At 61.7% G+C, this 25,317-nt stretch carries 25 protein-coding genes; 13 read left to right on the top strand and 12 right to left on the bottom strand.

The window, feature by feature from the left end:
* The 7 genes from DDE77_RS16680 to DDE77_RS16710 all read left to right on the top strand — a co-directional run bounded on the left by DDE77_RS16680 (position 1) and on the right by DDE77_RS16710 (position 5,868).
* Positions 1-1,242, top strand: a complete 1,242-nt coding sequence (locus tag DDE77_RS16680; RefSeq protein WP_108398613.1) for an extracellular solute-binding protein — start codon at positions 1-3, stop codon at positions 1,240-1,242.
* A gap of 68 nt (positions 1,243-1,310) precedes the next feature.
* Positions 1,311-2,231 (top strand): carbohydrate ABC transporter permease, encoded by a 921-nt coding sequence (locus DDE77_RS16685; RefSeq protein WP_108398614.1) that lies wholly within the window; start codon positions 1,311-1,313, stop codon positions 2,229-2,231.
* Positions 2,228-3,091: a carbohydrate ABC transporter permease gene (locus DDE77_RS16690; RefSeq protein ID WP_108398615.1), complete on the top strand. Its 864-nt coding sequence runs from the start codon at positions 2,228-2,230 to the stop codon at positions 3,089-3,091. Before DDE77_RS16685 ends, DDE77_RS16690 begins: the two co-directional genes overlap by 4 nt.
* Positions 3,088-3,753 carry an N-acetylmannosamine-6-phosphate 2-epimerase gene (locus DDE77_RS16695; protein WP_108398616.1) on the top strand — a complete coding sequence of 222 codons (666 nt, stop codon included), beginning with the start codon at positions 3,088-3,090 and terminating at the stop codon, positions 3,751-3,753. The genes DDE77_RS16690 and DDE77_RS16695 overlap by 4 nt, the downstream gene beginning before the upstream one ends.
* 5 nt (positions 3,754-3,758) lie before the next feature.
* On the top strand, positions 3,759-4,694 hold the full coding sequence (locus DDE77_RS16700; protein WP_108398617.1) for an N-acetylglucosamine kinase: 936 nt from the start codon (positions 3,759-3,761) through the stop codon (positions 4,692-4,694).
* Between the two features lie 22 nt (positions 4,695-4,716).
* Positions 4,717-5,463 carry a FadR/GntR family transcriptional regulator gene (locus DDE77_RS16705; protein WP_281261310.1) on the top strand — a complete coding sequence of 249 codons (747 nt, stop codon included), beginning with the start codon at positions 4,717-4,719 and terminating at the stop codon, positions 5,461-5,463.
* A 12-nt stretch (positions 5,464-5,475) separates the two neighbouring features.
* Entirely contained in the window at positions 5,476-5,868 is a 393-nt protein-coding gene (locus tag DDE77_RS16710) for a VOC family protein (protein ID WP_108398619.1), read from the top strand.
* Here the strand turns inward: DDE77_RS16710 and DDE77_RS16715 are convergent.
* Genes DDE77_RS16715 through DDE77_RS16725 form a run of 3 tightly spaced genes read right to left on the bottom strand, consistent with a single transcriptional unit; the run spans position 5,843 to position 8,743 of the window.
* Entirely contained in the window at positions 5,843-6,634 is a 792-nt protein-coding gene (locus DDE77_RS16715; protein ID WP_108398620.1) for a FadR/GntR family transcriptional regulator, read from the bottom strand. The two genes, DDE77_RS16710 and DDE77_RS16715, sit on opposite strands and share 26 nt — an antisense overlap.
* A 10-nt stretch (positions 6,635-6,644) precedes the next feature.
* Positions 6,645-7,727, bottom strand: a complete 1,083-nt coding sequence (locus tag DDE77_RS16720; RefSeq protein WP_108398621.1) for a Gfo/Idh/MocA family protein — start codon at positions 7,725-7,727, stop codon at positions 6,645-6,647.
* Complete coding sequence (locus tag DDE77_RS16725) at positions 7,724-8,743, bottom strand: Gfo/Idh/MocA family protein (protein ID WP_108398622.1); 1,020 nt, start codon at positions 8,741-8,743, stop codon at positions 7,724-7,726. Before DDE77_RS16725 ends, DDE77_RS16720 begins: the two co-directional genes overlap by 4 nt.
* Before the next feature lie 259 nt (positions 8,744-9,002).
* Here DDE77_RS16725 and DDE77_RS16735 point away from each other — a divergent pair, with 259 nt between their 5' ends.
* The 4 genes from DDE77_RS16735 (at position 9,003) to DDE77_RS16750 (ending at position 13,475) form a co-directional block, all read left to right on the top strand.
* Entirely contained in the window at positions 9,003-10,277 is a 1,275-nt protein-coding gene (locus DDE77_RS16735) for an ABC transporter substrate-binding protein (RefSeq protein WP_108398624.1), read from the top strand.
* 98 nt (positions 10,278-10,375) lie between these two features.
* Positions 10,376-11,299 (top strand): carbohydrate ABC transporter permease, encoded by a 924-nt coding sequence (locus tag DDE77_RS16740; protein WP_245895357.1) that lies wholly within the window; start codon positions 10,376-10,378, stop codon positions 11,297-11,299.
* The gene (locus DDE77_RS16745; RefSeq protein WP_108398626.1) at positions 11,292-12,380 is read left to right on the top strand and encodes a carbohydrate ABC transporter permease; all 1,089 of its coding nucleotides are present in this window, start codon (positions 11,292-11,294) and stop codon (positions 12,378-12,380) included. The genes DDE77_RS16740 and DDE77_RS16745 overlap by 8 nt, the downstream gene beginning before the upstream one ends.
* Before the next feature lie 9 nt (positions 12,381-12,389).
* Positions 12,390-13,475 carry an ABC transporter ATP-binding protein gene (locus tag DDE77_RS16750; RefSeq protein ID WP_108398627.1) on the top strand — a complete coding sequence of 362 codons (1,086 nt, stop codon included), beginning with the start codon at positions 12,390-12,392 and terminating at the stop codon, positions 13,473-13,475.
* 57 nt (positions 13,476-13,532) lie between these two features.
* Here DDE77_RS16750 and DDE77_RS16755 read toward each other — a convergent pair whose 3' ends face one another.
* Positions 13,533-14,879, bottom strand: a complete 1,347-nt coding sequence (locus tag DDE77_RS16755; RefSeq protein WP_108398628.1) for an FAD/NAD(P)-binding protein — start codon at positions 14,877-14,879, stop codon at positions 13,533-13,535.
* 338 nt (positions 14,880-15,217) lie between these two features.
* Here DDE77_RS16755 and DDE77_RS16760 point away from each other — a divergent pair, with 338 nt between their 5' ends.
* Positions 15,218-15,844, top strand: coding sequence for a hypothetical protein (locus DDE77_RS16760; RefSeq protein WP_108398629.1), 627 nt, complete (start codon positions 15,218-15,220; stop codon positions 15,842-15,844).
* Between the two features lie 11 nt (positions 15,845-15,855).
* Here DDE77_RS16760 and DDE77_RS16765 read toward each other — a convergent pair whose 3' ends face one another.
* Positions 15,856-16,995 carry a helix-turn-helix transcriptional regulator gene (locus tag DDE77_RS16765; protein WP_157959898.1) on the bottom strand — a complete coding sequence of 380 codons (1,140 nt, stop codon included), beginning with the start codon at positions 16,993-16,995 and terminating at the stop codon, positions 15,856-15,858.
* A 407-nt stretch (positions 16,996-17,402) separates the two neighbouring features.
* On the opposite strand from DDE77_RS16765, the gene DDE77_RS16770 reads away from it, so the two are divergent.
* Positions 17,403-17,822, top strand: a complete 420-nt coding sequence (locus tag DDE77_RS16770; RefSeq protein ID WP_245895344.1) for an SgcJ/EcaC family oxidoreductase — start codon at positions 17,403-17,405, stop codon at positions 17,820-17,822.
* Positions 17,823-17,881: 59 nt separating this feature from the next.
* Here DDE77_RS16770 and DDE77_RS16775 read toward each other — a convergent pair whose 3' ends face one another.
* The 7 genes from DDE77_RS16775 to DDE77_RS16805 all read right to left on the bottom strand — a co-directional run bounded on the left by DDE77_RS16775 (position 17,882) and on the right by DDE77_RS16805 (position 25,295).
* Positions 17,882-18,382 (bottom strand): BA14K family protein, encoded by a 501-nt coding sequence (locus DDE77_RS16775; protein WP_108398691.1) that lies wholly within the window; start codon positions 18,380-18,382, stop codon positions 17,882-17,884.
* Positions 18,383-18,529: 147 nt separating this feature from the next.
* A complete protein-coding gene (locus tag DDE77_RS16780) occupies positions 18,530-19,234 on the bottom strand; it encodes a FadR/GntR family transcriptional regulator (protein ID WP_108398632.1) in 705 nt (234 codons plus the stop codon).
* Positions 19,224-20,264: a four-carbon acid sugar kinase family protein gene (locus DDE77_RS16785; RefSeq protein ID WP_108398633.1), complete on the bottom strand. Its 1,041-nt coding sequence runs from the start codon at positions 20,262-20,264 to the stop codon at positions 19,224-19,226. Before DDE77_RS16785 ends, DDE77_RS16780 begins: the two co-directional genes overlap by 11 nt.
* Positions 20,257-21,870 (bottom strand): ABC transporter ATP-binding protein, encoded by a 1,614-nt coding sequence (locus tag DDE77_RS16790; protein WP_108398634.1) that lies wholly within the window; start codon positions 21,868-21,870, stop codon positions 20,257-20,259. Before DDE77_RS16790 ends, DDE77_RS16785 begins: the two co-directional genes overlap by 8 nt.
* Complete coding sequence (locus DDE77_RS16795) at positions 21,863-22,720, bottom strand: ABC transporter permease (RefSeq protein ID WP_245895359.1); 858 nt, start codon at positions 22,718-22,720, stop codon at positions 21,863-21,865. Before DDE77_RS16795 ends, DDE77_RS16790 begins: the two co-directional genes overlap by 8 nt.
* 78 nt (positions 22,721-22,798) lie before the next feature.
* Complete coding sequence (locus DDE77_RS16800; protein WP_108398636.1) at positions 22,799-23,713, bottom strand: ABC transporter permease; 915 nt, start codon at positions 23,711-23,713, stop codon at positions 22,799-22,801.
* A gap of 79 nt (positions 23,714-23,792) precedes the next feature.
* On the bottom strand, positions 23,793-25,295 hold the full coding sequence (locus DDE77_RS16805; RefSeq protein ID WP_108398692.1) for an ABC transporter substrate-binding protein: 1,503 nt from the start codon (positions 25,293-25,295) through the stop codon (positions 23,793-23,795).
* Between the last annotated feature and the right edge of the window lie 22 nt (positions 25,296-25,317).

A 25,317-nucleotide genomic window follows, 5' to 3' on the forward strand; every position in this document is an offset into this window, starting at 1 on the left:
ATGAAAACCAATATTTTGCGCATCGGATCTGCCCTGGCAGCGATGCTTGTTGCGGCGCCCGCACTGGCGCAGGATCTGACGTTCTGGAGCTGGCGCCAGGAAGACCGCGCGGCCTATGAGCAGTTCATCGAGACGTTCGAGGCCGCAAACCCTGGCATTACGGTGAACTTCGAGACCTTTGAAGCCACCAATTACAACACCATTCTCTCAACGGCCCTGGCCGGTGGTACCGGTCCCGACGTGATGATGGTGCGCGCCTATGGCGGGCTCGAGAATGTTGCGAGCGCCGGCTATCTCGAGCCGCTGAGCACAGAGACGATCCCGGCGCTGGCCGACTTCAGCGAAGCCTCGCTTGCGGCTGAAAGCATGCGCTCGGATGGCACGATCTATGCCGTGCCGTTCGCAAGCCAGACGCAGCTGGTGATCTACAACAAGGCCTTGTTCGACCAGCATGGCATTAGCGAGCCGGAAAGCTGGGAAGAACTGGAAGCCGCCAGCCAGAAGCTGCTTGATGCGGGCGTCATCCCCTTTGCCAATGGTACCGCAACGGCCTGGCAGAATGAAACCGTGACCTTTGGCCTGGGCTCCTCGCTCATGGGCAAGGACTTCTATGACGAGCTGATGGCCGGCACTGCCGATTTCACCGATGAGCGTTTCACCGGCGCGCTGGCCGAGATCGCCGATCTTGCGGCCAAGTACTTCCCCGATGGCTTTATCGGCCTCGACTACCCCTCTGCCCAGCAATTGTTCGGCTCGGGTATGGCGGGCATGTTTGTGGGCGGCTCCTATGAAATCGCCACCTTCAAGAACATGAACCCCGATATCGAAGTGGGTGTTTTCGCCGCTCCGGGCCAGACGGCCGAGGACGAAAAGCTCGTTGGCCTCTACTTTGACGGTGGTTACGCCGCCAATGCGGCGGGCGCCAACAAGGAAGCAGCCCTGACCTTCCTCAACTACCTCGCCAGCCAGGAATTCGGCCAGGCGTTCGCCGACACGCTGAGCAATATTTCGACTGTGCCGGGCGTTACCTTCCAGGACCCGCTGCTGGCCGAGGTGAACGAGCTCAACCAGTCTTCCATCCCCTATCTCATGCTGGCCCATTTCCGTTATGGCGAGCCATCGGGTTCGGTGCTGATCCAGGGTGAAATGCAGAAGCTGTTTGCCGGGGAAACGACGCCCGAGGCGATCGGTGAAGCGCTGACCACCGGCCTTGCTGCCTGGTACGAGCCCTTCCAGAACTAAGAACTCCGGCGGTCCCTCCCATGCGCGAGGGGCCGCCATCTTCCAGCGCCAGAGCGAAGCGAATTTTCATGCCCCAACTTCGGATGACCGGCCGCGGCCTCTGGATCACCGTGCTGATTGTGCCGCCGCTGGCCTTTGTGGCGCTGTTTATCGTTTATCCAATCATTTCCGCCTTCGCCTATGCCTTTTTCGATTGGCAGGGATTGCGGCGCGGCGCGTTTGTGGGCCTCGAGAATTTCCACACCGTGCTGTTTGTGGAACCCTATCGCAGCTGGACGCTGAACGCCTTCAAGAACAACGTCCTGGTGTTCTTTGCGCTGATGGTGCTGCAGAACGGGCTGGGATTTGTTCTGGCCTATGCGCTGTGGCGCGAACTGCCGGGCGCGCGTTTTCATCGCATTGCGGTGTTCCTGCCGGTGGTGCTTTCGACCATCATTGTTGCCTATCTCTTCAAGCTGTTTTTGCACCCCCTGTTCGGTGTCGTGAACATCAGCCTGCGCGGGCTTGGGCTGGGCGAGCTGGCGCAGCCCTGGCTGGGGCAGAGCAATACGGCGCTGTGGTCGCTGATCGTGGCGCAGGCCTGGCACATGGTGGGTTTTCCCACGCTGGTGTTTCTCGCGGGCATGCAGCGAATCCCCAGCGAAATGCTGGATGCCGTGCGCATGGAAACCCAGAGCGAATGGGTCAAGATCACCAAGATCGTCTGGCCGCTTGTGGCGCCCAGCGCCACCATTGTTTTTACCCTGCTGTTCGTGGGCGCGTTCAACTGGTTCGAGCTGCCCTATATCATGGCCGGGCTTGATGGCTCGCCCTTCGGGTCGACCGACGTGCTGGGGCTTTATTTCTATCGCACGGCCTTTGGCAATGTGTCCGCGGGCCAACAGAATTTCGGGCTGGGCAGCGCGCTGGCCGTCCTAATCTTTATCTTCATCGCGCTGGTTGCCACGGTGATCACGGTGCGGCTGCGGGCGCGGGAGATCCAGCTATGAGTGCGGGGGCGAGCACCTATGGCGATCGCCGCGGCATCCTGGGCGCGCTGGGGCGCGACGGGCTGCTGCAGGTCATCCTGGTGGCCAATACGGTTATCATGCTGGCGCCCATCGTGATCATGGTTTTTTCGGCGTTCAAAACGACGCCGCAGATCTTCCAATCGCCCTTCGGTATTCCTGATTTCACTCAGGTGGCGAACTTTGCCAAGATCTGGAGCGAGACCAATTTCCTGCGCTATCTGCTGAATTCCTTTTTCGTCACCGGCACCTCCATGGTGCTGATCCTGACGCTGGGAACCATGGCGGCCTATGCGATCGGGCGGTATCAGTTTACCGGCGCAAGCTTCATCCTGATGTTTTTCTTGGCCGGGCTGACGCTGCCGCTCAAGCTCGCCATCATTCCGCTGTTCATGCTGATGCGGGACCTTTCGATCCTCAACAACCAGCTCTCGCTGATTTTTGTTTATACGGCGATGGGCCTGCCCACGACCGTCTTCATCATGACGGGCTTCATCAGGACACTGCCCAGCGAGCTGGAGGATGCGGCGCGCATGGATGGGGCCAGCGAAGCGCGGATCATGTGGTCGATCATGCTGCCGCTGGTGAGGCCCGCCATGGTGATTGCCGGGATCCAGAATGTCGTGCCGATCTGGAACGACTTCTTTTTTCCGCTGGTTTTCATCCAGAACGATAGCCTCAAGACCCTGCCGCAGGGCTTGACGACGTTTATGGGCGAATACACCACCGATTGGGGCGTGCTGTTTGCCGGGCTGACGCTGTCGGCGGCGCCGATTATCGTGATCTATATCCTGCTTTCCAAGCAGTTCATTGCCGGCATGACTTCGGGGGCGGTGAAATGAGGCTTGCGCATGGGCTGATCGTTTCGTGCCAGGCCAGGGCCGACAATCCCCTCCATGGGCCGCAGTTCATGGGGGCGATGGCGCTGGCGGCGCGGGATGGCGGGGCCGTGGCGATCCGGGCCAATGGGGCGGCTGATATTGCGGCGGTGAAGGCGGCGGGCCTGCCGGTGATCGGCATCAACAAAGTGTTTGCGGCGGATCGGCCGGTTTACATTACGCCAAGCTTTGAGGCAGCAGCCGAAGTGGTGGCGGCAGGGGCCGATGTGGTGGCCCTTGATTGCACCGATCGGCCACGGCATGGCGAGGCGCCCGCCGTTCTGGTGCGGCGCATTCGCGAGGAATTGGGGGCGGAGGTTTTCGCCGATATTTCAACGCTGGATGAGGGGCTGAAGGCGGCCGATTGGGGCGCCCATTACATCGCGACAACGCTGTCGGGGTACACGGCAGAAACCGAACCGCGGCCGGAATTTCCGGATTTGGCACTGCTGGAAGGCTTGGCCAAGCGGGTGTCCGTGCCTGTTGTGGCCGAGGGGCGGTTCAATTCGCCCGAACTCGTGCGGCAGGGCTTTGAGGCGGGGGCATTCGCCGTGGTGGTGGGGACGATGATCACCAATCCGCGCGAGATTACCCGCATGTTCATCAGGCAGGGCGTGCCGGTGTGAGCAGAATGGTTCACCTCGGCATCGACATTGGCGGCACGGCGACCCGCTGGGTGGCGTGTGATGACGAGGGGGTCGAGATCGCCCGGGGACGGGGACCGGGGGCGACCGGGCATTTGTTTAATCCGGCCGAGCGGGTGCGGCTTGAAACGGCTTTGCGGGCGGTTGTCGCGGGGCTGGCGGATGGAGGGCTGGCGGCGCAATCGGTGACGGCCGGAATTACCGGCTTTGGTGCCGCGGTGCTTGGGGAGTTGCAGGGACTCTTGGTGCCGCTGTTTTCCGTCGATTCGGGGCGCCTTGTGGTCACCGATGATATCGTCATGGCCTATGCGGCGAATTTTGCGCCGGGTGAGGGGCATCTGGTGTCGGCGGGAACAGGGTCGATTGGTGTTTTCATTGGTGCCGGGGGCGAATTGGTTCGCGTCGGGGGCAGGGGAATTCTGATCGATGATGCGGGATCGGGCGGCTGGATCGCGTTGCGGGCGCTTGATCGGGTGTTTCGCACGCTGGACCGGCAAGGCTCGTTTGCGGGCTGCGAAAGGCTGGCGGATCAGCTGTTTGCGGCCATAGGCGGGGTCAGCTGGCACGATGTGCGGCAGTTTGTGTATTCAGCCGATCGTGGCCGGATCGGGACCCTGGCCGTTGCGGTGGCAAGGGCTGCGGCAGAGGGCGACGCGGTTGCGCAGGGGGTATTGGAGCGGGCCGGGGAGGAGTTGGCAGAGCTTGCGCTGGCGCTTGTTGCCAGGGCAGGAAAGCGGCCGGTGGGGTTGATTGGAGGGGCCTTGGGGCTGCATCCCCTGATCCTTGAGACGGTTCGGCGGCAATTGGCTGTGATCGATGTTCGTGTGCTTGATGCCGATGGCGCTCTGGCGGCCGCGAGGCTACAGACCGATCGGGATGATCGCTGGCGCGTTGTGCTGTCGCGGCAATCCTCGATCGGGTGATCGAGCGGAAAAGGACGGGTATTTGGACCGGGACGACAGTGTAAATGCCGAACTCGGCAAGAAGCGGCTCTATCAGGTGGTGGCGCTGCGCATCGCCCGCATGATCGAGGCCCATGCCAATGATCCGTCCTGGCGATTGCCGTCCGAGCGGGAGCTGGCCGAGGAACTTCAGGTCAGCCGGCCATCCATCCGCGAGGCTGTTATTGCGCTCGAGATGCGTGGGCTGGTTGAGGTGCGGGGGCGCGCCGGGATCGAGATCCTGCCGCAGCGTTCCAACCAGATCAGCTTCGATGCCATCAATACCGATATCGGGCCGGGGCCGTTTGAACTGCTGCAAGCGCGGCTTGCCGTGGAGTCCGGTGCTGCTGCGATCGCGGCGCAGCGGGCGAACAGCTATGATCTGATGCGACTCGAGGACAGTATTTCGCGCATGCACGCGGAAGGCGCATCGCTCCTTCACAACGAAAAGAACGACCGGGAATTCCACATGACCATTGCCCATATGACGGGCAATGCGATCATCGTTTCCATCATGGAGGCGCTTTGGGCGCAGCGGGATGCCTCCCGGATGTGGAAAAAGATCCAGGAGCATATTCACGCCGAAGCGGTTCGTCCGCTCTGGGTGGGCGATCACCATGCCATTCTGTCGGCCATGAAGCTGCGCAATGGGGACGCCGCCTTCAAGGCGATGGCCCGTCACATCAACAATGTATCAGAGGAATTGCTGCAGGCGGACGAGCGCAGCCGGCTTGCCGCGCAAAAAGATTAGGGAGGGGATGGCATGCTGAAGGGGTTCGAGCATGTGGGTATTACGGTTAAGAACATCGACAAGAGCCTGGCGTTCTATGTGGATCTGCTGGGGCTGAAATTGCTGGTGCGCCGCCCGGGTCAAAACGGGGACGAGATGGCGTTTCTTGATGCCAAGGGGCCGATGATCGAGATGATCTGCCCGGCGACGGGCGCGCTGACGGCCGAGGATGTTGCCGTGGGACGCGCCGGGGTGCGCCACCTCACTTTCAACTTCGAGAGCGTGGATGAAACCTACCGCAAATTGCTCGATGCAGGCGTCGACATGGTCGAGCCACCACGCGACGCCCACAACCGCGACATAGCGCGCCGGCTCGCCTTTTGCCGGGACCCCGATGGGATCATGATAGAGCTGATCGAGCGCTGATCGACCCTGAACCGTTGAGGCGCGCCTTTTCGTCGGCTTCGAGCAGTTCGTCGATCACATTGCGAATGTGCCGGGCCATGGCCTTGTAGGCGGCATCTGGGTTGCGCAGGCGAATGGCCGAAAGGACCGCATGATGATCGCCAATCCAGAGCGGGCGGACATCGGGAGCATGGATATGCTCGTGCAATTTCTTCCACATGACCGAGTGGTCCCGCTGGACCCATAGGGCTTCGGTCATGGACAGGATGATGGCGTTGCCGCTGATCCGGGCGATGTTGAGGTGGAAGTCGCGGTCGCCCTTTTCGTTCAGCAAGACCACTTCGCGTTCCAGCTGCATCTGCTCGATGCAGGCTTCAAGGATGGCGTGGTCGGCGGTTGTCGCGCGTTCGGCAGCCATGGCGGCGGCACTGGCTTCAATGGCCAGGCGCGCTTCGAGCAACTCGAATGGTCCGGGGCCGATATCGGCATTAAAGGTATCGAAGCTGATGGGCCTTGTGGGTTGCTCCAGCACGACAATGCCTGTGCGGCCGCGAACCTCCACCAGGCCCAGCATTTCAAGCGCTATGATCGCCTCGCGGATCACCGGGCGGCTGACGCCCAGCTGGTCAGCCAATTCCCGCTCGGATGGGATGCGCCAATCCGCCATGTGCCCATTAGACTGGATCATGGCGGCGATCTTTTGGGCTACTGTTTGGTAAAGGCGCGGCGTGCTGCCGGGCCGCACCTCCAATGCGCGGTCTATTCTGTCCTTTTCCGCGCTGCTCATCTCCGATGCCCTAAGCTGCAGCCTCGGTGTCGGGCAGCCAGGATTTGTAGAGAGGATGATCGGCCTCGATCGGCATTGGTGTTGGCTGGCCGGTTCGCTGGGAATGGTAGGCTGCCGTTACCAGCTCCAGGGAATTGCGGGCATCCTGGAGGGTCACCGGTGGCTCTGCATCGGCCATGATCGCCTCGTGGAAAAGCTCGAACTGCCTGGTGTAGCCGTCTTCCTTGTTCTCGTAAGTGCTCAGGGCCTCGTCAACGCGCTTTTGGTGCTCGGGCGTGCCGGCGGTGAATTGCCAGGGGTCGCGCCCCATTGTGTAGGGCTCAAGAATGCTTTCGGCGACCAGATCATGGAAGCAAAAGCGCAGGCGCGAGATTTCCTTGCGGGATCCCAGGGTCATCGACAGGGTCGCAAGGGAGCCGTTCTGCATCTTGACGGCGAGCGCCATCGTATCCTCGACCTCGATCTTGTTTACCAGGGTCGCGCCATAGGCGAAGAGCTCTGCGCAAGGACCATGCACATAGTTCAGCATGTCATGGGCGTGGATGGCATGGCCAAGCAGGCCCCCGCCGAGTTCAGTGGCCCATTTGCCGCGCCATGGCACTTCATAATAGGCCGGGCCGCGCCACCAATGGGTCTCGATGGTGGTCATAAAGGGCTTGCCGGTGAGCCCTTCCTCGATAAGCAGCTTGAGCTTTTGCAGCCCCGTGCCATAGCGATACTGGAAGATGGGCATGAGCTTGCGGTCCGATCTCTGCACGATCTCGCTCATGGCATCCACATCGGCAATGGAGCCGAACAGGGGCTTTTCGCAGATCACGTGCTTGCCCGCTTCGATGGCGCGACGCGACAGCTCGAAATGGTTGTGCGGGGGGGTGCAAACGTCGATGACGTCGATGTCGTCCCGCCCGAAAAGCGTCTCCACATCCTGCGTATACTCAGGGATGCCGAATTTCTGGCAGAGGTTTCGCCCACGGTCTTCATCCAGGGAGCAGAGCACGGGCACGTCAAAAAGCGCCTTGTTCCACTGGTAGCCCATGAGGTGTCGTTCGGCGATACCCGCACCGATCACCGCGACCCGCAACTTCCTGCTCATGACTGCTTTCCTCCAGAGATATGCGTCGCCTTTTGCTGTGCCTCGAGCGAGAGCCTGCACACTTCGAACACGTGTTCCTGGCTCATTGCCGTGTCGGTGCGGTTCTGCACGTCGGCGACAAAGCTGGTGAAGTAGTCGAGTGGCTCGTTGCTGCAATCGATGTGCTGGACGCCGGATTTGTCGACGATAAAGAGGTGATCCTTGCCTTCCCGTCCGGCGATATCGACATATTTGCGCAGCTCGATATAGCCTTCGGTCCCCAGGATCGTGAGGCGTCCATCGCCCCATGTGGGCAGGCCATCGGGGGTGAACCAGTCGACGCGAATATAGCCAGCTCCTTGCTCGCTACGCAGCAGCACTTCGCCGAAATCCTGGAAGTCGGCGCTTTGAGGGGTGTTGAAATTGCCGACCGAACTGGCGACGATTTCTGCCGTGCCCGAGCCGGTGTAGAACAGGAATTGATCGATCTGGTGGGAGGCAATGTCGACGATAATGCCGCCAAAGGCGTCCAGGTCGAAGAACCATGAGGGGCGGCTCGCCGGGGAAAGCCGGTGTGGTCCCATGCCGATGGTTTGAACGACGCTGCCTATGGCACCATCCCTAACGAGCTTGCCGGCCTTTACCGCGGAGGGAACGCAAAGGCGCTCCGAAAAGCACACGGAGAACATGCGGCCAGTTTCGGCCACCGCGCGCCTGACTTCCTCCAATTGGTCGAATGTGGTGACGCCCGGCTTGTCGACGATCACGTCCTTTCCGGCGCGCATCGCCTGAATAGCAAGGCCCGAGCGATCCCGCGGAACTGCGGCAATGCAGACGACATCAATGCTGGGATCATCAAGCAGAGCCTGCCGGTTGGTTCGGGGGGCTTCGGGATATTTCTGCCCGACCGTTTCGACCAGCGCGGGCACGGTTGTTTCAGGGCAATAACCGGCAAATTCTGCGCCGGCGTCCAGCAGCCCGTCGATATGGTTGAAGATGTGGCCGTGGTCGATGCCAATCGCGGCAAATCTCAGCATTCATGAATTCCCTGGATCAAGGTAGGTCCTTGATCTGGCCGGCGCAGTCGCGATCTGGTCAGACCAAATGGGGTCAGTGCATATCAAGGATCGCGCTCTGTCAAGCGGCCTTCAGCTGACATCGAGCCCAGCAATGCCGCTATTGACAAGAATGCGCGTTAACCGCAACTTGCTGGTCAGGCCAGTGGACTTGGCCAGACCAGAGCGCTTCAGGGTCGGGAGGAGCCGTTACCTCGGGGCGGATGTGGAGGAGAAATGAATGAAGCTTTCTAGTCTTCGTCTATCTTGCGCTTTCGGCGTCCTGATGTTCGCCAGTGCACCGGCGCTTGCTCAGGAAATCACTGTCGTCTGCGACGACCTGGGTTTTGGCTGCAACACCATCCAGCCGGTGGCCGACAAATTCATGGAAGAAAATCCCGGTAAGACCGTCAACCTCGAGATCGTGCCCTATCAGTCGATGGTGGAAAGCCTGCCGGTGCAGCTGGCATCGGGTGAAGGGCCGGACGCGGCGATTGTCACCGATCTTGGCGGGCTGAGCCGCTATTATCTGGACCTCACCCCTTACGTCGATCCCGCTACGTTCAACGAGAATTTCGAGCAAACGCTGCAATGGCTGCGCGGTGGTGATGCTGAAAGCACCGCCATCAATGGCATGCCGACATCGCTGACGGTGAACGGCGGCTATGTGAATTTGACGCTGTTTGAGCAGGCCGGTGTCGAGGTGCCCCCAGAAGGGGCGACGTGGCAGGAATGGGCTGCGGCCACGCGCGAGGTTGCGGAGGCCACCGGCACCGAATTTGCCATGGAGATGGACCGCTCCGGGCATCGCTTTGCAAGCCTTGCGATCAGCCATGGCGCAGAACTGGTCAGCGAGGACGGCAAGCCTGTGGTTGATGACGGCCTGCGCGCCGCGATCGAGCAGTTCGTTGAGTGGCACCAGGACGGCACCATGCCGATGGATCTTTGGGGCGCCGTGGGTGGTGCGACGCACCGGGAGCTGTTCTCTGACTTCCTCAACGCGAACACGGTGCTTTATTTCGGTGGCTCCTGGACGCTGAGCCAGATGGACCAGGAAGTGGGCGATCTGTTTGACTGGAAGGTCATTCCCGCTCCGTGCGGTCCGTCCTCCTGTACCGTCATGCCGGGCGGTGGTGCGCTGGTGGCGTTCCAGCATACCGACCAGCCCGAACTGGTGGGTGCGTTCATCAACTACCTGGCCCAGCCCGAAAACCTCAGCCAGGTTCTGGCGGCGGCCGTGGAGATCCCGGCTGCCTCGACGCTGATCGAAAGCGGCATCGAATATCCCGGAGCATCGGAGCGCACCCAGGAGGCTCTCGCGACCTTTATTGCGCAGATCCCCAAGATGGCACCGGCTGCCTATCGCTTCCAGGGCTGGCGTTACCAGCGCGCCATGATGAACGCGCTGACCACCCGCATCAGCCAGGTGCTCAACGGGGAACTGGACGTTGATGGCGCCCTGGAGCGCATCGAGCAGGATGTGAACCTGGCCATCGAGGCGGCCGAGGCTCAGTAGCGCCCCAGACGCGGGAGAGCAGAATGAGTGCTTCACTTCGCATTGCCCGCGCGACAGGGGCGGTGGCATCCTTGCCCGCGCGGGCCATCGAGCCTCTCATGGCAGGGCTGCAAAAGGCGATCGGCATCAAGAAGATGCCCTGGTTCTTTTTGCTGCCAAACCTGCTTGCAGTGATCCTGTTCTCCCTGCTGCCGGTGTTCGTCAACATCTTCTATTCGTTCACCGGCAGCGACCGCCTTTATCCATCCCAACGCCCGTTTATCGGCACCTATAATTACGAAACGCTGCTTGATTGCGGCAATTACCTTGATCCCTCAACCTGCTCGCGGGACCTGTTCTGGCGCGCGCTGGGCAACAGCCTTGTGTTTGTGCCGACGCAGGTGGCAGCCATGATCGGGATCGCGCTCCTGACGGCCATATGCCTCAATGGCAATATCAGGGGCCGCGGCTTTTTCCGGGGTGTGTTCTTTTTCCCTGTCATGCTCTCGCCCGTGGTGGTGGCCCTCACCTGGCAATGGATATTGCAACGAACGGGGGTGCTGAACGGGATCCTCACCAATCTGGGCTTTGAACCCGTCAACTGGCTGGTTTATGCCAATTCGGCATTCTTCTGGTCGGTGTTCGTCACGGTCTGGGCCCATATGGGGTTCTACACCATTATCCTGCTGGCCGGCCTGCAAGCCATCCCGCGCGATGTCTATGAAGCGGCCAAGATGGATTCCGCCAGCCATTGGCGTGCCTTTACCCGCATTACCCTGCCGCTGCTCAAGCCGGTCCTTTTGGTGGTGTTTATCCTTGCGGTGATCCGCTCGGTGCAGACGTTTGATGAGCTTTATGTGCTGACGGGCGGGGGGCCGGGGTCAGCGACCTTGCTGATGGTGCAGTATATCTACGAGATCGGGTTTGCCGTGCAGCCACGCAATTTCGGGCTGGCGGCGGCGGCCTCGCTGCTGCTTGGCATCGTGCTCCTCATCTTCACCCTGGTTCAACTGCGCATTTCGCGAGGTTCAAGCAATGGCTGACCTAAGCTTGGCGAGTTCCACAGGCGGTGTGCGCAACATGCTCCTTGGCCGGCGGGGACGGGGGAGGCTCCACATCTCGGACGTGCTGACCTATGGCTATCTGCTGCTGGGCGTCCTTGTTATGTTCGCGCCGGTGATCTGGGTGGTGTTGTCCTCGTTCAAGACCTCCGCGGCGTTGCAGGAATTTCCACCGACGCTGCTGCCCTATTCCACCGAGCAGGTTGTCGTGGAGGGCTATGAGGGGACGCTGCCGCTTTTCGATGTCATCACGGAAAGTGGTGACGTGGTGCAGCTGGCGCAGATCCGGCGGGTGGGGCTCAATGCGCAGATGGTTGATCCGACCGATCCTGAGGCGGGGCGGATCGTTGTGCCGGTGGCCAATGCGACGCCGGTGCGTGAGATCCATTTCGCGGTCGAGAACTATGTGCAGCTGCTGGCGAGTTCAGGCAGCGAGATCTGGCGCTTTGTGTTCAACAGCCTTTTCATCACGGTCGCTGCAACGATCATCACGTTGATCATGAACTCGATGGCCGCTTTTGCCCTCTCGAAATACAGGTTCAGGGGCGACAGCCTGGCTCTCGTTGCTATTTTGTCGACGCTGATGATCCCCGCGACCGTTGTGCTTGTTCCGACCTATCTGATCGTGGCGCAGCTGGGGCTGGTGAACAATTTGTGGGGCGTGATCCTGCCCACGGTTGCAACACCCACCGGGGTGTTCCTGCTGCGGCAGTATATGCTGACCATCCCCGATGAGTTGATCGAAGCCGCCCGGATGGATCATGCGAGCGAATGGCGCATCTTCTGGCGCATCATCCTGCCGCTATCCTCCCCTGCGCTGGCCGTGGTCGCGATTTTTTCCATCCTGTCGCGCTGGAACGACTTCCTTCTGCCGCTGGTCGTGCTGAACCGGCGCGAAGTGTTCACGCTGCAGCTCGCGCTTGCATCGTATCAGGACGAGAACGTGGTGCGCTACGAGCAGCTCCTGGCGATGACGACGCTGACGGCGCTGCCGCTGGCCTTCGCCTTTATTTTCCTGCAGCGCTATATCACGAGCGGCATCGCCTCAACCGGCATCAAGTGAGGTCCAGCCATGGCCAATCTCGTTCTTGAAAACATCACCAAATCCTTCGGGCTGGTCGAGGTCATTCCCAGCATCAATCTCGAAATCACGGACGGGGAGTTCGTGGTGTTTGTCGGCCCCTCGGGATGCGGGAAATCAACGCTCCTGCGGTTGATTGCAGGGCTGGAGGATGCCAGCTCGGGCGATATCCGGATCGATGGGGAGAGCGTGATCAACGTTCCGGCGGCCGATCGGGGCGTCGCGATGGTATTCCAATCCTATGCGCTTTATCCGCATATGACCGTGCGGGAAAACCTCAGCTTCGGGCTTGAAAACATCCGCATGCCGAAAGGGGAGATCGAGCAGCGCGTTAGCAAGGCTGCGGCGCTGCTGCAGATCGAGCAATTGCTGGAACGCCGGCCCAAGCAATTGTCGGGCGGGCAGCGCCAGCGCGTGGCGATCGGGCGGGCGATTACGCGCGATCCCAAGATTTTCCTGTTCGACGAACCGCTGTCCAATCTGGATGCCGAGCTGCGCGTGCTGATGCGCGTCGAGATCACCAGCCTGCACCAGAGGCTGGGCAATACCATGATCTATGTCACCCATGACCAGATCGAGGCGATGACCATGGCCGACAAGATCGTCGTCCTGCGCGGCGGCAGGATCGAACAGGTTGGCGCGCCGCTCGAGCTCTACAACAAGCCGCTCAACACTTTCGTGGCCGGCTTCATCGGCTCGCCGCGCATGAATTTCGTGCAAACAAAAGTGGTCGAGAATTCCGAAGCAGGCATTACCCTATCTGGGGAAGGCCTGCCGAACCTGACCTTGCCGGTGCAAGGCCTGCCCCTGCCAGCGGGGGCAGCCGCGACCCTGGGCATCAGGCCCGAGCATCTCGTTCCCTCCGCGGATGGCTGGCCGCTCAAGGTGACGCTTGCCGAGCAGCACGGGGCCAGCAGCTATCTCCATTGCATGACGCCGAATGGAACGCCGATCCTTGTGCATGAACCCGGGCAAAGCCGGTTGCGTAGCGGGGACATTCTCCATGTTTCACCCGCCGCAGGGGAATGGCACCTGTTTGACGAAGAGGGCTTGCGTGTCGAGCCTTCAGGTCCTTAGGCGCTAGGTCCAATTTGCCGGGCAAGGCAGGGATTTGGGCTGTGCCTTGGCCCAGGATTATTCGCGATCGGCGAGAATACGCTTGGCGATGTCGGCGCATTGCTGGCGAATGTCGGGGACGGCTTCGATTTCAAAGAAGCGTCCGCGCGTCAGGGGGCCTACGGCGAGCAGGTGTTGGCAGGCTTGGCCTGCGTTATCGATGATGTGGCAATGCTCGTCCACATCGAGCCCGATATGCAGGGCATCGGGCCGGCCCTTGCCGGTGGCGATCAGATCGCGGATCACCGGGTTGGAACTGGTGGCCACATCGACGGTCACCCCACCGCAGTCATAAAGGCGGGCAACGTCCAGGGTTTGCCGCTCGGTTGTGCCCCGGGGGCGGATGGTGGCGCGCACGCCCTCGCCATGCCGCTCGACGCCCAGGAACTCGGCGGCAATCAGCTCTACTTGCCCGTTCTGGACGGCTGCGCTCAAGCGCTCATGCAGATCGGGGGGCAGGCGGTGGCGGTGGATGTTCCACCAGGGGCGCAGATGGCGCAGGGCCTGGCGCTTGGTGCGCTCGCTCCAGCTTTGCCACAGCCGCTGGTTAAACGGCCGCAAGCCATCGATCACGGAGCGCCAGTCTCCGCCGCCGGCTTCCACCTGGGCAATACGAGCACGGAACCAGCGCAGGAACTGGGGCAGATCGGTGCCAAAGGGCACATCGGCGGCGTCGATGGGGAGGGCCGGTACGTCGCGGTGGCCCTTGGGCAGGAAGCCATTGCGCGAAACAACGATGATGCGGCCGCGATGATCGGCTTGCGCCAGGGACAGCCAGGCGTCCACCATGCTGAGACCTGATCCAAGGATTATAACAGGCGCGTCGAGGTCGAGCGGGGTGTCGTTCTCCGAGCCGACCCGGACAGCAATACCACGGCCGCGGGCGGGCTGGGTTTCGTGCCCCACCGCCAGAATGGCATGCTGGCTGGTGAGGCTCGTGCCGTTAGCCAGGGACGTCTCGATTTCCCCATCGGCCTCCCGCACGGCAAGCGCTTCCTCGGCAAGTACCGTCAGCCGGCCCGGACGCAGCCGGCCGGCTTCGCTCAGCACGTGTTCGAGATAAACGCCATAGAGCCGGCGTGGCACAAAGACCCAGGAACTCTCTGCCGGATAATTCCGGGCCTGCAGCCAGCGCCAGAAATGCTCGGGATCATCGGCAAAGGCGCTCATGCCGCGCGCCGGCACATTGACCTTGTGATCGCGCTGGCTGGCGGAATAGGCAAGGCCCTGCCCATATTGACCCCGGCGCTCCAGCAGGGTGACGTGAACATCGCTCTGGGGATTGCGCAGGAGATGCGCGGCGAGCAACACACCGCTCGCGCCACCGCCGATAATGGTCACCGAGGGCGGGTTGCGGTTCGTCATCAGCGCGTCCTGCCTTTGGTGAGTGGATCTGGTGGTCGGCGGCAAAGGCGTTCTCCGCGCGGAACCGGCAAGGCTTGTTTGGCCAAATCGGGCTAAGCCAGTTCCATACCACAAAAACCATAGGCGGCCAGAACTAGCGTGACAGCCCTTCCGCGAACGGCCTTGGGGTGACTTGTTCAGATTGGACCTCAGGCGAGGCGCACTAAAATCATCCGGCACATCCGTTATTCACATCTTTGCCTCCTCCTCTAAACGGAGGATGCCGAGGGATTCACCGGGGCAGATGATCCCCCGCTCGCAAGCTGTCAGCAGATAGCTTGGGAGTGTCGGGGGGAGCCATGTCCGGTGATCTGTTGATCGGCCTCTTTCATTTCGTTGCCGCCTATAGCCTCGTGCTGGTGGTTCCGGGCACCATCATGGTGACGGCGGGGAGCATAGCAGCCTTCGAGGGGCTTGGACGGGCCGCGAACTTTATTGCCGGCGTTGCGGCGGGGGCAGGTGCAGTAACGGCTTGCGCGGGGCTGGCGGCAGATGTCTTTCTTCGCATTGTGCCGGCTCTTGTCGTGCAGGCGGCTGGAGCTTCCGTTCTGTTGCTGGCGGCCGCGATGATGCTGCGCACGCCGGCTGCTGCCCAGCGGCCAATCAGCCCCGCAACATCATTGGCGCTGGCGGGTACCGGCATGGTTGCGGCACTAACCTCGCCCCTCACCGCCGTATTCACGACCACCATGTTTTCGGGCCCCCTGGCGAGTTCGCGGGCGCCCATCGCAATCCTGTTGGCGGCGCTCCTGGTTGCTGCGGCAAATCTGTGCTGGTACGGCGCATTGGCTGCTTTCGTGTCACGGCCGGCGGTTCGCTTTGTTTTGCTGAAGCGGCAGGGCGCCACCAGGGCCGGATCGGCTGTGATCCTGGTGATGCTGGCTGTCTTGACGCTTTTTGGAGCGACCGGGCATTTGCCTGGCTGAGCCCATCGGCATCAAACAGGTGGGCGGAAGGAGCGCAGCAGCAGGGCGAGTTCGAGTTGCCTGCGGCTATTGGTTTTCTCCAGCGCACTTTGAAGGTGGGTTCGAACCGTTGTTCGGGCAATGCCGATCTCGGCACTGATCTCGTTGGGCGTCAGGCCGCTTGCGATCAATTCGGCTATGCGGGCCTCGGCGGGGGTGAGGTCATGGAGCGCGGCAAAAGCATCGAGCGGGGTTTCAGTTTGATTGTGTGGGGACAGAAAAACGGCAGCTATAGCCGTCGGGACCAGGGCAGAGCGTACAGGGCCAGTCGCAAGCGGCAGCACCGTTGCGGCGGCGGCTTCGCCCTCCAGCCCATGGACTGGCACCGTTATGCCCTTGCGCCCAAGGGCCGTTTCCTGGTGTGCCGCTATGTCGAGGCAATGGAGCAGGCGGCGCTCGGCCTCGGGATCGGTCAGGCGCAGAATGCCGCGCACGCTGACCATCAGGCTGCCTGCTTGCAACAGCTGGCGCGCTGCAAGATTGGCGTGAACGAGAAAGGCGTTCTCGGCCAGCAGGAGAATTGGAACGGCAATGGTATCGAGCAGCGCCTCGAAGGTGATGACCTCAAGCACCCGGCGCTCCAGGAGTTCACCCAAGACGATGGAGCGCCTGAGGTGGGGCGCCAATGTGCGCACGACGTCCATCTCAATCGGACCGACCTCTCCGCGGTCCCGGTGAATGCCCATGCCCAAGGTCGCCACCATTTTGGTATCGCGGTGCAGGCCTAGCCCAAGGGCGTCCACCAATCCTTGCGGTGCGCTCCAGTCCGTTACATAGGGATTGCTGGCAAAGATTTGGGGATCGGCGATCTGGGTGGTGAGCATGGGCTCGTAGAGCGGCAGGGCTGCAATGCGGGCAGGGCCACCCCAAAGGTCAATCAAATCTTGCCCGTATAGCGGCATGCGTTCGAGCCAATGGGGCTCGATGCCCAGAACCACCTGGTTGTTCATGGCCCCGTTCGTAAGGCTGTTGATCGAAAGGGCAATGTTGGAAAAGCCAAGCGCCTTGTAGATCTGGCCCAGGGCTTCAGGCCAGACCGAGGGAGTGAGCGCGCTGTCATAGAGCAGGCCGATCAGGTCGGTGACCAGCTCGTGGGGGAAGCGATCAAGCATGGGGTTTGTTTCCGCCGCATCGGCCATCGATCCGGGCAGAGCTTGGTCGTGATCTTGCCCGAACACAAGAAAAGCGGGTTTGCTCTGGCAATCTGTTTTGGCCTCTGGATCGTCCAGAACGGTTGTGGAACCGGCTGGATCGGGGGCGCATCAGAACGCTTTGCCCCGAGCCGGGCAATAGCTCGGAAGAGGGCCCTACCTTCTGTGTTGTGCCCAGCAGCGCAGTTTGGCCCCTGTTCTAATGCAAATGGATGATGTGGCGGCCGCCATGGGCTCCTAGAATCCCATTGCGACGTGTTGGCCGGCGCTCATCGACCTCGTGAATGCCGGGCAAGCGTCACTCCTGACAGAACTTGTCCCGGGGCATGGCCCCGGGCTTTTTGCCGGTTGAACGGCGGGGGGTGAGATTGAAGAACAGCCCGGAGGATGTGGCACGCGGGTTTGTCGACGCGTGGAACCAGCATGACATGAAGGCTTTCGCCGCCCTGTTCTCGCCGGAGGCCCAGTTCGTGAACGTGGTTGGCGTCTGGTGGAAAAGCCGGGACGAGATCGAAGCGGCCCATGTGGCGACCCATGCGACGATCTTCCGGCACAGCACCCTGCAAGGGGAGGCGTCATCCGTTCAGGCCATAGCGCCGGGCGTTGTGGCGGTCCATGTCACCTGGACCCTGACGGGTGCATTGGCGACGGACAATGTTGCGGCTGGGACGCGCGAGGGTATTTTGCTTTTGGTTCTATGCGCCGAACAGGAGGGGTGGCGAATCCGAGTGGCGCAGAACACCGATATTGTGCCCGGCATGATCGCTCCGCCGGCCAGGGCAGGCTAGATCGCGGGTAGAAAAAAAAGGCGGCCCCGGAGGACCGCCTGATGGGGTGACTTGCCCCGTTACAGATAGGGCGATACGCACTGCTGGCGCGGGCCGTTATAGGGCTGGAACGTGTTGTCCGAAGCTCGGTAGGAGCGGTAGCGGTTTTCGCAATAGCGGATGTGTTCGCGGGTGATGCGGACCACGTTGGAATTGCTGTTGTTGTTCTGGCTGGAAATGGCGCCGCCGATAATGGCGCCCGCGATAAATGCGGCTGGCGGGAACCAATAGCCATTGTGCTGGCGCCAGCCGGCGCGACGATCGCGCGAACCGCGGTGGCCATTGTAGTAGCTGTAGCCTCCACGACGCTCAAAGCCGCGGCGATTGTCGCGGTTACCATCCCAGCGGCGCTCGCGATCCCAACGACGATCCCGGTCGCGATCGCGGCCGCGATCCTGAACAGTGATGAACTGTGCTTCGGAGGTCAGCTGCAGGGGAGCCGCGGCTGCTGGCACAGTGACGGCCCCAAAACTTGTGACGGCCATCATAACGGCGCAGGCGCCGGCCATAATCTTCTTCATGGTTGAATCCTCATGCTGGTTGCCCACGGCAAGTCGGGAGAATGTCGCATCGGGAAGATGGTTCTGGTCTGCGGTGAAAATAACATCACGATGCAGAGAGCATCTGAAACAAAGCTCGGCTGCGAGGAGGAGGCTGATCGCCTGGCTTCAGCGGCCGGGTTCGGTCGAGAACAGGCGGCTGCGCGAGCCGGTGAGGTGGGCGTGCATGAGTTGGCGGGCGCGGGCTGAGTCGCCGTCGCGGATGGCTTCATAGATGGCCGTGTGCTCGACGAAAACGTGGCGGAGGCCGTCCTGCGTGCTTTTGAGGGACAAGCCGTGCAGCCGCATGCCCACGGCGATATGTTCTTCAAGGGCCTGCATGGCGGTTACGAAGTAAGGATTGCCGGCAGCCTGGGCGATGCTGAGGTGGAACATGAAATCGGCGTCGGCGCGGTGGGCCTGGCGATTGGTGGCGTCGCGCAGGAGGGCGAGCTCGCGCTTGATTTTTTGCAGGGCTTCTTCGGAGCGCCGATTGGCGGCCATGGCGGCGGCTTCCGGCTCGATGGTGAGGCGGAAATCGTAGCAATGCTGGAGATCGGAGAGGTTCTCCATCTGCCCAAAGCCGAGTGGTTCGCGGATGCCCTGTTCGCGCACGAAGCTACCGGCGCCGCGACGGGAATAGATGAAGCCCTGGTCGCGCAGGCGCTGCAGCGCCTCGCGGATAATGGGGCGCGAAACGCCAAACTCGGCGGCAAGGGCGTGCTCGGTCGGCAGGCGCTCGTCCACGGCATAGGCGCCTGATTTGATGGATCGCTGGATGCGCTCGAAAACCGTATCTGCGAGGCTGCGGCGCCCGACAAGACTATCCGACATGGGTGTGATCTTGGTTTCCGAGGGTTGAATAGGGGGCGAGAAGGCGAAGCAGGGTTTCCGGGTCGCCAAAACCGCCGGATTTTGTGGCCACAGTCAAGCCACCTGCTCGGGCAAGAGGCAGCCCCGGCTGGATTTCGCCCAGGAGATCGAGCGTGCTGATGCCCAGATGCTGGAGAATGACCTGCGCCGTGGCGCCACCCGAGAGCACAAGGAGCGATCCATCGGGCGGCTCCATCTGCACGAGTGATTGGGCGAGGGCCGTGGCGACGGCTTTGCCGTCAGCCGTGGTTGCACCGGGAACGGCCTGAAGGACGACCAGGTTTTTATCCAATGGCGCGGCCTTGGCGACACCATTGGGGGCTGGGATGTGGAAGGCCGATGGGTCGGCTGCAAGGAGGCTCGTGACCTGCCCCGTGGTGATGGGGTCGGTGGAGCCGATGACGCAATAGGCGCGGGTGGGCGGCAGGGTGATGGTGACCTCTGCAGGCGGGGCCATGCGTTTTGCAAGAGCTTCGGCAAGGCTGCGGGCGCCTATTGGAAGATCGATGTCGGCATTGAGGGCTTGTTCGATATCGGTGTCGGTTTCGACGTCGGGGATCATCGCCGTGCCCGCATGGCGCCCGAGACGTTCGGCGATGTCGATGGGTGTTGAAACACCAAAGCCGCCGAGGCACCCGTTGCGCATCCAGCGGCCAAACGGGGGAATGGCGGGGACGACGAGGCTCCGAGCATGCGGCAGGGCGTCGAGTTCGGCGGCGATATTGCCCTTGAGGCGCGAGTCGACCTTTTTAAAGAGCCTGATGCCGGGGGGGAGGGCGGCAAGGGCCTGGCGGACTGCCTCCCTTGCTGCGGCGGGGGAAATCTCACGGCTATCGGTGGAAACGCCGATGACGCGCGCGCCGCTGGCCAAAGCTTGGTGCAGGCCGGTGGCGCTGAGAGCCACGCATGTGCTGATGCCGCGCATGGCGAAGGGCGCGGCGGCGTCGAGCGCTCCGGTCAAATCATCCGCGATGATCGCGAGTTCAGCCATTGCTGAGGATGATCCGGCGCTGCGCCTGCACATCGGGATCGGGGTCCAGATTAGCGGCGAGGAGGCGCTGCGTATAGGGGTGCTCGGGCGTTTCGAAAATCTGCCGCGTTGGCCCGCGCTCGACGATCTCGCCTGATTTCATCACGATCACCGTGTCGGCGAAGTCGCGCACGACGCCAAGATCGTGGGCGATAAACAGGAAGGAAATGCCCAAGCGCTGGCGCAGGCTATCAAGCAGGGCGATCACCTGCGCCTGGATCGAAACGTCGAGCGCCGAAACGGCCTCGTCGCAAATGATTAGCTCTGGTTCAAGCGCCAAGGCGCGGGCAATGGCGATGCGCTGGCGCTGGCCGCCGGAGAATTGGTGGGCATAGCGATCGGCGTGCTCGGGGGAGAGGCCAACCTGTTCAAGCAGTTCCAGTACGCGCGCACGGCGCTCGCTGCGGTTGGGCATCAGCTTGTGAATGTCCCAGCCTTCGGCGATCAGCTGATAGACCGACATGCGCGGGTTGAGCGATTGGGTGGGGTCCTGGAACACCATCTGGATTTCGCGCCGGCAGCCGAGCAGGTCGCGCGCATTCATGCTGATGAGGTCGCGCCCTTTCCAGAAGGCCTCGCCACTGTCAGCCGTTTCAAGCCGCAGGAGCGTGCGAGCCAGGGTCGACTTGCCCGAGCCGCTTTCCCCGACGACCGCCAGGCTTTGCCCGCGCGCCAAGGTCAGCGATACGTCCTTGAGGGCAGCGAACTCGCCATAGGTCTTGTTGAGCTTCTTGGCTTCAAGCAGAAGCGGCGCCGCATCATCCAAAAGCTTGATGTCGCCCTTGCCGGGCGCAGCGGCGATCAGCTTTTGCGTATAGGCGTGTCGGGGATTGTGATAAACGTCGCGTGCGGTTCCCGCTTCAACGATCTCGCCGCTGTTCATGACCACGACGCGGTCGGCGATTTCGGCGACGACGCCAAGATCATGGGTGATCAGGACCAGCGCCATGCCGGTTTCGCGCTGCAATTCCTTGAGGAGCGAGAGCACTTCGGCCTGGATGGTGACATCAAGCGCGGTGGTCGGCTCGTCCGCAATCAGGATGTCGGGCTTGAGCATCAGCGCCATGGCGATCATCAGGCGCTGCCGTTGCCCGCCGGAGAATTGGTGCGGATATTTGCCCATGGCCTTTTCGGGCTCAGGGATGCCGACGCGCGTGATCAGCTCCAGAGCCCGGGCGCGTGCCGCGCTTGCGGGACGGCCATGGGCGGTCATCATCTCCATGATCTGCCAGCCAACGGTATAGACGGGGTTCAGATGGCCAAGCGGATCCTGGAAGATCATGGCGATCTTCTTGCCGTTAAGAGCGCGATGATCCTCGTCGCTGATCTTGAGAAGGTCGCGGCCTTCAAAAAGGATTTCCCCCGAAACGATCTCGGCCGGCGGCCTATCGAGCAGGTTCATGACGGCATTGGCGGAAACCGACTTGCCCGAGCCACTCTCGCCCAGAATGGCAAGCGTCTCGCCCGGGGCGATTGACCAGTTGACGTTTTTCACCGCGTGAACTGTGCCGCCTGCGGTGTGAAAGTCCACCGAGAGGTTTTTGACCGTCAGCAGCGCTTCAGACATTTTTGGTCTTTCTTGCTTCAAGGCGCCAGCGCTGGGCTGGATCAAGGGCGACACGCATCCAATTGGAAAGAAGGTTCAGCGCAAGCGCAGTGATGACGATCATCAGGCCCGGCCAGAACGCCAGCCACCAGGCGGTGTTGAGATAAGGACGGCCCTGGCTAACCATCAGGCCCCAGGTGATGTCAGGTGGTTGCACACCGATGCCCAGGAACGACAGGGAGGATTCGGCGAGCATCACAAAGGCAAAGTCCAGGGTTGCGATGGTGACCAGAGTAGGCGCAACCACCGGCAGGATATGCTTGAGGATGATGCGCCAATGGCCCGCGCCCATGACGATGGCAGCCTGGACGAACATGCGCTCGCGCACTTCGAGCACTTCGGCGCGGGTGGTACGCAGGTAGATAGGGATGCGGGTGATCGCCAGAACCAGGATCATGTTGGGGATGGAGGGGCCGAGTACGTAAAGGACGACCACGGCCAGAAGGAGCGAGGGGAAGGACATGATGACGTCGGCCAGGCGCATGATGGCCTGCGAAATGTTCTTGCCCATGTAGCCGGCAACAAGGCCCAGCCCGGCCCCGACAATCATTGCCGAAAGCACGGTGCCGGCAGCAATCAGGATGGTGCTGTTGGCGGCAACGATCAGGCGCGCCAGCATGGGGCGGCCCAGCGAGTCACCGCCCAGAATAAACGCCCAGCCACGATCAAGGCTGAAGGGCGGGAAGTTGCGGCCGCGCAGATTTTGCCGCGTTGCAAGATCATCGAGCAGGGTTGGACCCAGCAGCGCACAAAGGATGATGAGCAACAAGACAAGGGCAGAGACGAAGGCAAGCTTGTCGCGCCAGAGCATGGAAAGAAGGGACGAGCCGCGACTGGCGGCGCTGGTCTGGGCAGGCTTGGCGAGCGAGAGGTCGGCCATGGGCGGCTCCTAGTGCCGGATCCGCGGATCGAGCAGGCCGTAGGCCAGGTCGATCAGGATGTTCATGATAAAGATAGCAATGGCCGTGACCATGATGGCGGCGAGCACCACGTTGAAGTCGCGCTGCAAGATGGAGTCGATCATCAGCTTGCCAATGCCGGGAAAGCCAAAAATCGTCTCGACGATCACCGCGCCATTGAGCATGGCGGCGGCCTGGTCGCCAATCACGGTGATGACGGGCAGCATGCCATTGCGCAGTGTGTGGACGAAGATCAGCGGCAGGTTCTTGACGCCCTTGGCGCGGGCGGTTTTGACATAGGGGGCCGAAAGCGCCGACAGCATGGAGCCGCGTACAATTTGCACCACAAGGCCGAAGGGGCGGATGAAGAGGACGGCGACGGGCAAGACCCAGTGGAGCGGCGTGCCAACGCCGGAGGTCGGGACCCAGCCCAGGCCAATGGCAAAGACCACGATGGCGACAATGGCGATCCAGAAATCGGGGGCGGAAGCGCCGACCAGGGAAACAACCGAAATCAGGCGATCAAAGAAGCCGCCGACATTGAAGGCAGCTAGCGAGCCCAGGATGATGGCAAAGACCACTACAAGGCTCATGGTGATCAGCGCGAGCGGCAGGGTCCAGGCATAGGCTTCAAGCACCACGTCGATGGCGGGGCGAGCCTTGCGCAACGATTCACCGAAATCGAGCTGCAAAAGATCAAGGAGATAGCGGCCGAACTGCTCGATCAGGGGCAGGTCAAGGCCGTGCAGGGCACGGAATTCCTGCTTCATCTGCTCGGTGGCGTCGATCGGCAGGAATAACACCGCAGGGTCGCCGGTGAGGCGGGACAGGAAGAACACCAGGACCATGAGCCCCAGGAGGGACAAAAGGCTCGCTATTGCGCGTTGTCCGATCATTTTGGTCATGGATTCACTCGGGTCCGGTGGGAAGTGCGGAAGGTGCCGGGGTGGTCCCGGCACCTTCTGTTTTGCTTGAGTTAGCGGCTTATTTGAAGCTGATTTCGCTCAGCTGAAGCTGCTGGTTGGTGGCAATGGTGGGCGTGAAGTCGAGGCGTTCGCTGACGCGGCTGAGGCCAACCATGTGGAACAGCAGAACGTCGGCGACAATCTCGTCGTGAACGTAGGCGAACACTTCCGACCAGAGGGCCGCACGTTCGTCACCAGTGGCAGCAGAGGCGCGGGCGATCAGATCGTCAACCTTTGGGTCGTTGACGCCGGACTGGGTGCCTTCGCTGGCATATTTGAAGAACATGGAGAAGGCCGGGTCGCCGCGGGAATTGTCGTGCTGGGCCAGGACGAGGCGGGTGCCTTCGCTTTCCGGATAAGGCTTGGAATAGTACTGCTCGTGCTCGGCCACTTCCACCATGCGCAGGGTGGCATTGAAGCCCACATCGGTCAGCATCTGCGTGATCGCTTCGGCCACTTCCGTCACATTGGGGAAGTTTTCGGTGCGGGCAATGATCTCGATCGGCAGGCTCGTGTCGACGCCATCAGCCTGGGCTTCGGCAAGGAGTTCACGAGCACGGTCGGGATCATAGGCGTGCGGGGTGAGGTCGGCGTTCCAGCCCAGCGTCGTCGGCGGGACCATGGCGACCGCCAGTTCGGTTCCTTCGGGCAGAACGGTGCCGATAAAGGCTTCGCGCTCGATGGCGGCATTCAGCGCCTGGCGAACGCGGATGTCGTCGGTCGGTGCGTCCTGGCTGTCGATCCGCAGATAAACCGTTTCCGAATTGAGATAGGAGAAATCGGTCGCCTTGTTGTCTGCAACTTCCTGGGTGATCTGCGGGGCAATGTCGGCTTCGCCTGCAGCAACCATGCCGGCGCGAACGGCGGGCTCGGAGCGGAACAAATAGGTGGCCTTGCTCACCTCGGGCTGCTCGCCCCAGTAATCATCGCGGCGGGTCAGGACGATCTGCTGGCCGGCGGTCCATTCGGTCATGGAATAGGGCCCTGTGCCGATCGGGTCACGCACAAATTCCATCGGTGTTTCGGATGGCACGATGGTGACGAGGCTCATCAGGAGCGGCAGGATGGGCTGGGCCGGCTCGGCCTTGACGTCGATGGTGAAGCCATCGACCACGTTGATGGTCAGCGCGGTGTCGGCGAAGTAGCGCTTGCTTTCGCAGGTGATCTGATCGGAGAAGACGCGGTCAAACGAGTGCTTGACGTCGTTGGCGTCGAAATCGCTGCCATCGGAGAACTTGACGCCCTCGCGCAGCTTGAACTGCCAGGTGCCGTCGCCCTTGTCTTCCCAGCTGGTGGCCAGGCGTGGCTTGAGGCCTTCATCGCCGCGTACATCAAGCTCGGTCAGCGTTTCGCTGATGTTCTGCAAAACCACGCGGCCAATATTGGAGCGGGTGGCCATGCAGGGGTCGACCAGGTCGAGCTCTTCGCTCAACACCACGGTGATGTCAGTGTTTTCCTGCGCCAAGGCAGGGGCAATTGTTGTGGACGCCAACAAGGCGCCGACCAGAATCGGCTTTAGGATCAAGGGTAACCTCCCATTGCAG

Origin of the sequence: Devosia submarina (genome assembly GCF_003056345.1) — a bacterium.
GTDB lineage: Bacteria > Pseudomonadota > Alphaproteobacteria > Rhizobiales > Devosiaceae > Devosia > Devosia submarina.

Coding starts and splice junctions, on each gene's coding strand:
- DDE77_RS16680 (WP_108398613.1), top strand. CDS start 1: ATGAAAACCAATATTTTGCGCATCGGATCTGCCCTGGCAGCGATGCTT.
- DDE77_RS16685 (WP_108398614.1), top strand. CDS start 1,311: ATGCCCCAACTTCGGATGACCGGCCGCGGCCTCTGGATCACCGTGCTG.
- DDE77_RS16690 (WP_108398615.1), top strand. CDS start 2,228: ATGAGTGCGGGGGCGAGCACCTATGGCGATCGCCGCGGCATCCTGGGC.
- DDE77_RS16695 (WP_108398616.1), top strand. CDS start 3,088: ATGAGGCTTGCGCATGGGCTGATCGTTTCGTGCCAGGCCAGGGCCGAC.
- DDE77_RS16700 (WP_108398617.1), top strand. CDS start 3,759: ATGGTTCACCTCGGCATCGACATTGGCGGCACGGCGACCCGCTGGGTG.
- DDE77_RS16710 (WP_108398619.1), top strand. CDS start 5,476: ATGCTGAAGGGGTTCGAGCATGTGGGTATTACGGTTAAGAACATCGAC.
- DDE77_RS16715 (WP_108398620.1), bottom strand. CDS start 6,634: ATGAGCAGCGCGGAAAAGGACAGAATAGACCGCGCATTGGAGGTGCGG.
- DDE77_RS16720 (WP_108398621.1), bottom strand. CDS start 7,727: ATGAGCAGGAAGTTGCGGGTCGCGGTGATCGGTGCGGGTATCGCCGAA.
- DDE77_RS16725 (WP_108398622.1), bottom strand. CDS start 8,743: ATGCTGAGATTTGCCGCGATTGGCATCGACCACGGCCACATCTTCAAC.
- DDE77_RS16735 (WP_108398624.1), top strand. CDS start 9,003: ATGAAGCTTTCTAGTCTTCGTCTATCTTGCGCTTTCGGCGTCCTGATG.
- DDE77_RS16740 (WP_245895357.1), top strand. CDS start 10,376: ATGGCAGGGCTGCAAAAGGCGATCGGCATCAAGAAGATGCCCTGGTTC.
- DDE77_RS16745 (WP_108398626.1), top strand. CDS start 11,292: ATGGCTGACCTAAGCTTGGCGAGTTCCACAGGCGGTGTGCGCAACATG.
- DDE77_RS16750 (WP_108398627.1), top strand. CDS start 12,390: ATGGCCAATCTCGTTCTTGAAAACATCACCAAATCCTTCGGGCTGGTC.
- DDE77_RS16755 (WP_108398628.1), bottom strand. CDS start 14,879: ATGACGAACCGCAACCCGCCCTCGGTGACCATTATCGGCGGTGGCGCG.
- DDE77_RS16760 (WP_108398629.1), top strand. CDS start 15,218: ATGTCCGGTGATCTGTTGATCGGCCTCTTTCATTTCGTTGCCGCCTAT.
- DDE77_RS16765 (WP_157959898.1), bottom strand. CDS start 16,995: ATGCTTGATCGCTTCCCCCACGAGCTGGTCACCGACCTGATCGGCCTG.
- DDE77_RS16775 (WP_108398691.1), bottom strand. CDS start 18,382: ATGAAGAAGATTATGGCCGGCGCCTGCGCCGTTATGATGGCCGTCACA.
- DDE77_RS16780 (WP_108398632.1), bottom strand. CDS start 19,234: ATGTCGGATAGTCTTGTCGGGCGCCGCAGCCTCGCAGATACGGTTTTC.
- DDE77_RS16785 (WP_108398633.1), bottom strand. CDS start 20,264: ATGGCTGAACTCGCGATCATCGCGGATGATTTGACCGGAGCGCTCGAC.
- DDE77_RS16790 (WP_108398634.1), bottom strand. CDS start 21,870: ATGTCTGAAGCGCTGCTGACGGTCAAAAACCTCTCGGTGGACTTTCAC.
- DDE77_RS16795 (WP_245895359.1), bottom strand. CDS start 22,720: ATGCTCTGGCGCGACAAGCTTGCCTTCGTCTCTGCCCTTGTCTTGTTG.
- DDE77_RS16800 (WP_108398636.1), bottom strand. CDS start 23,713: ATGACCAAAATGATCGGACAACGCGCAATAGCGAGCCTTTTGTCCCTC.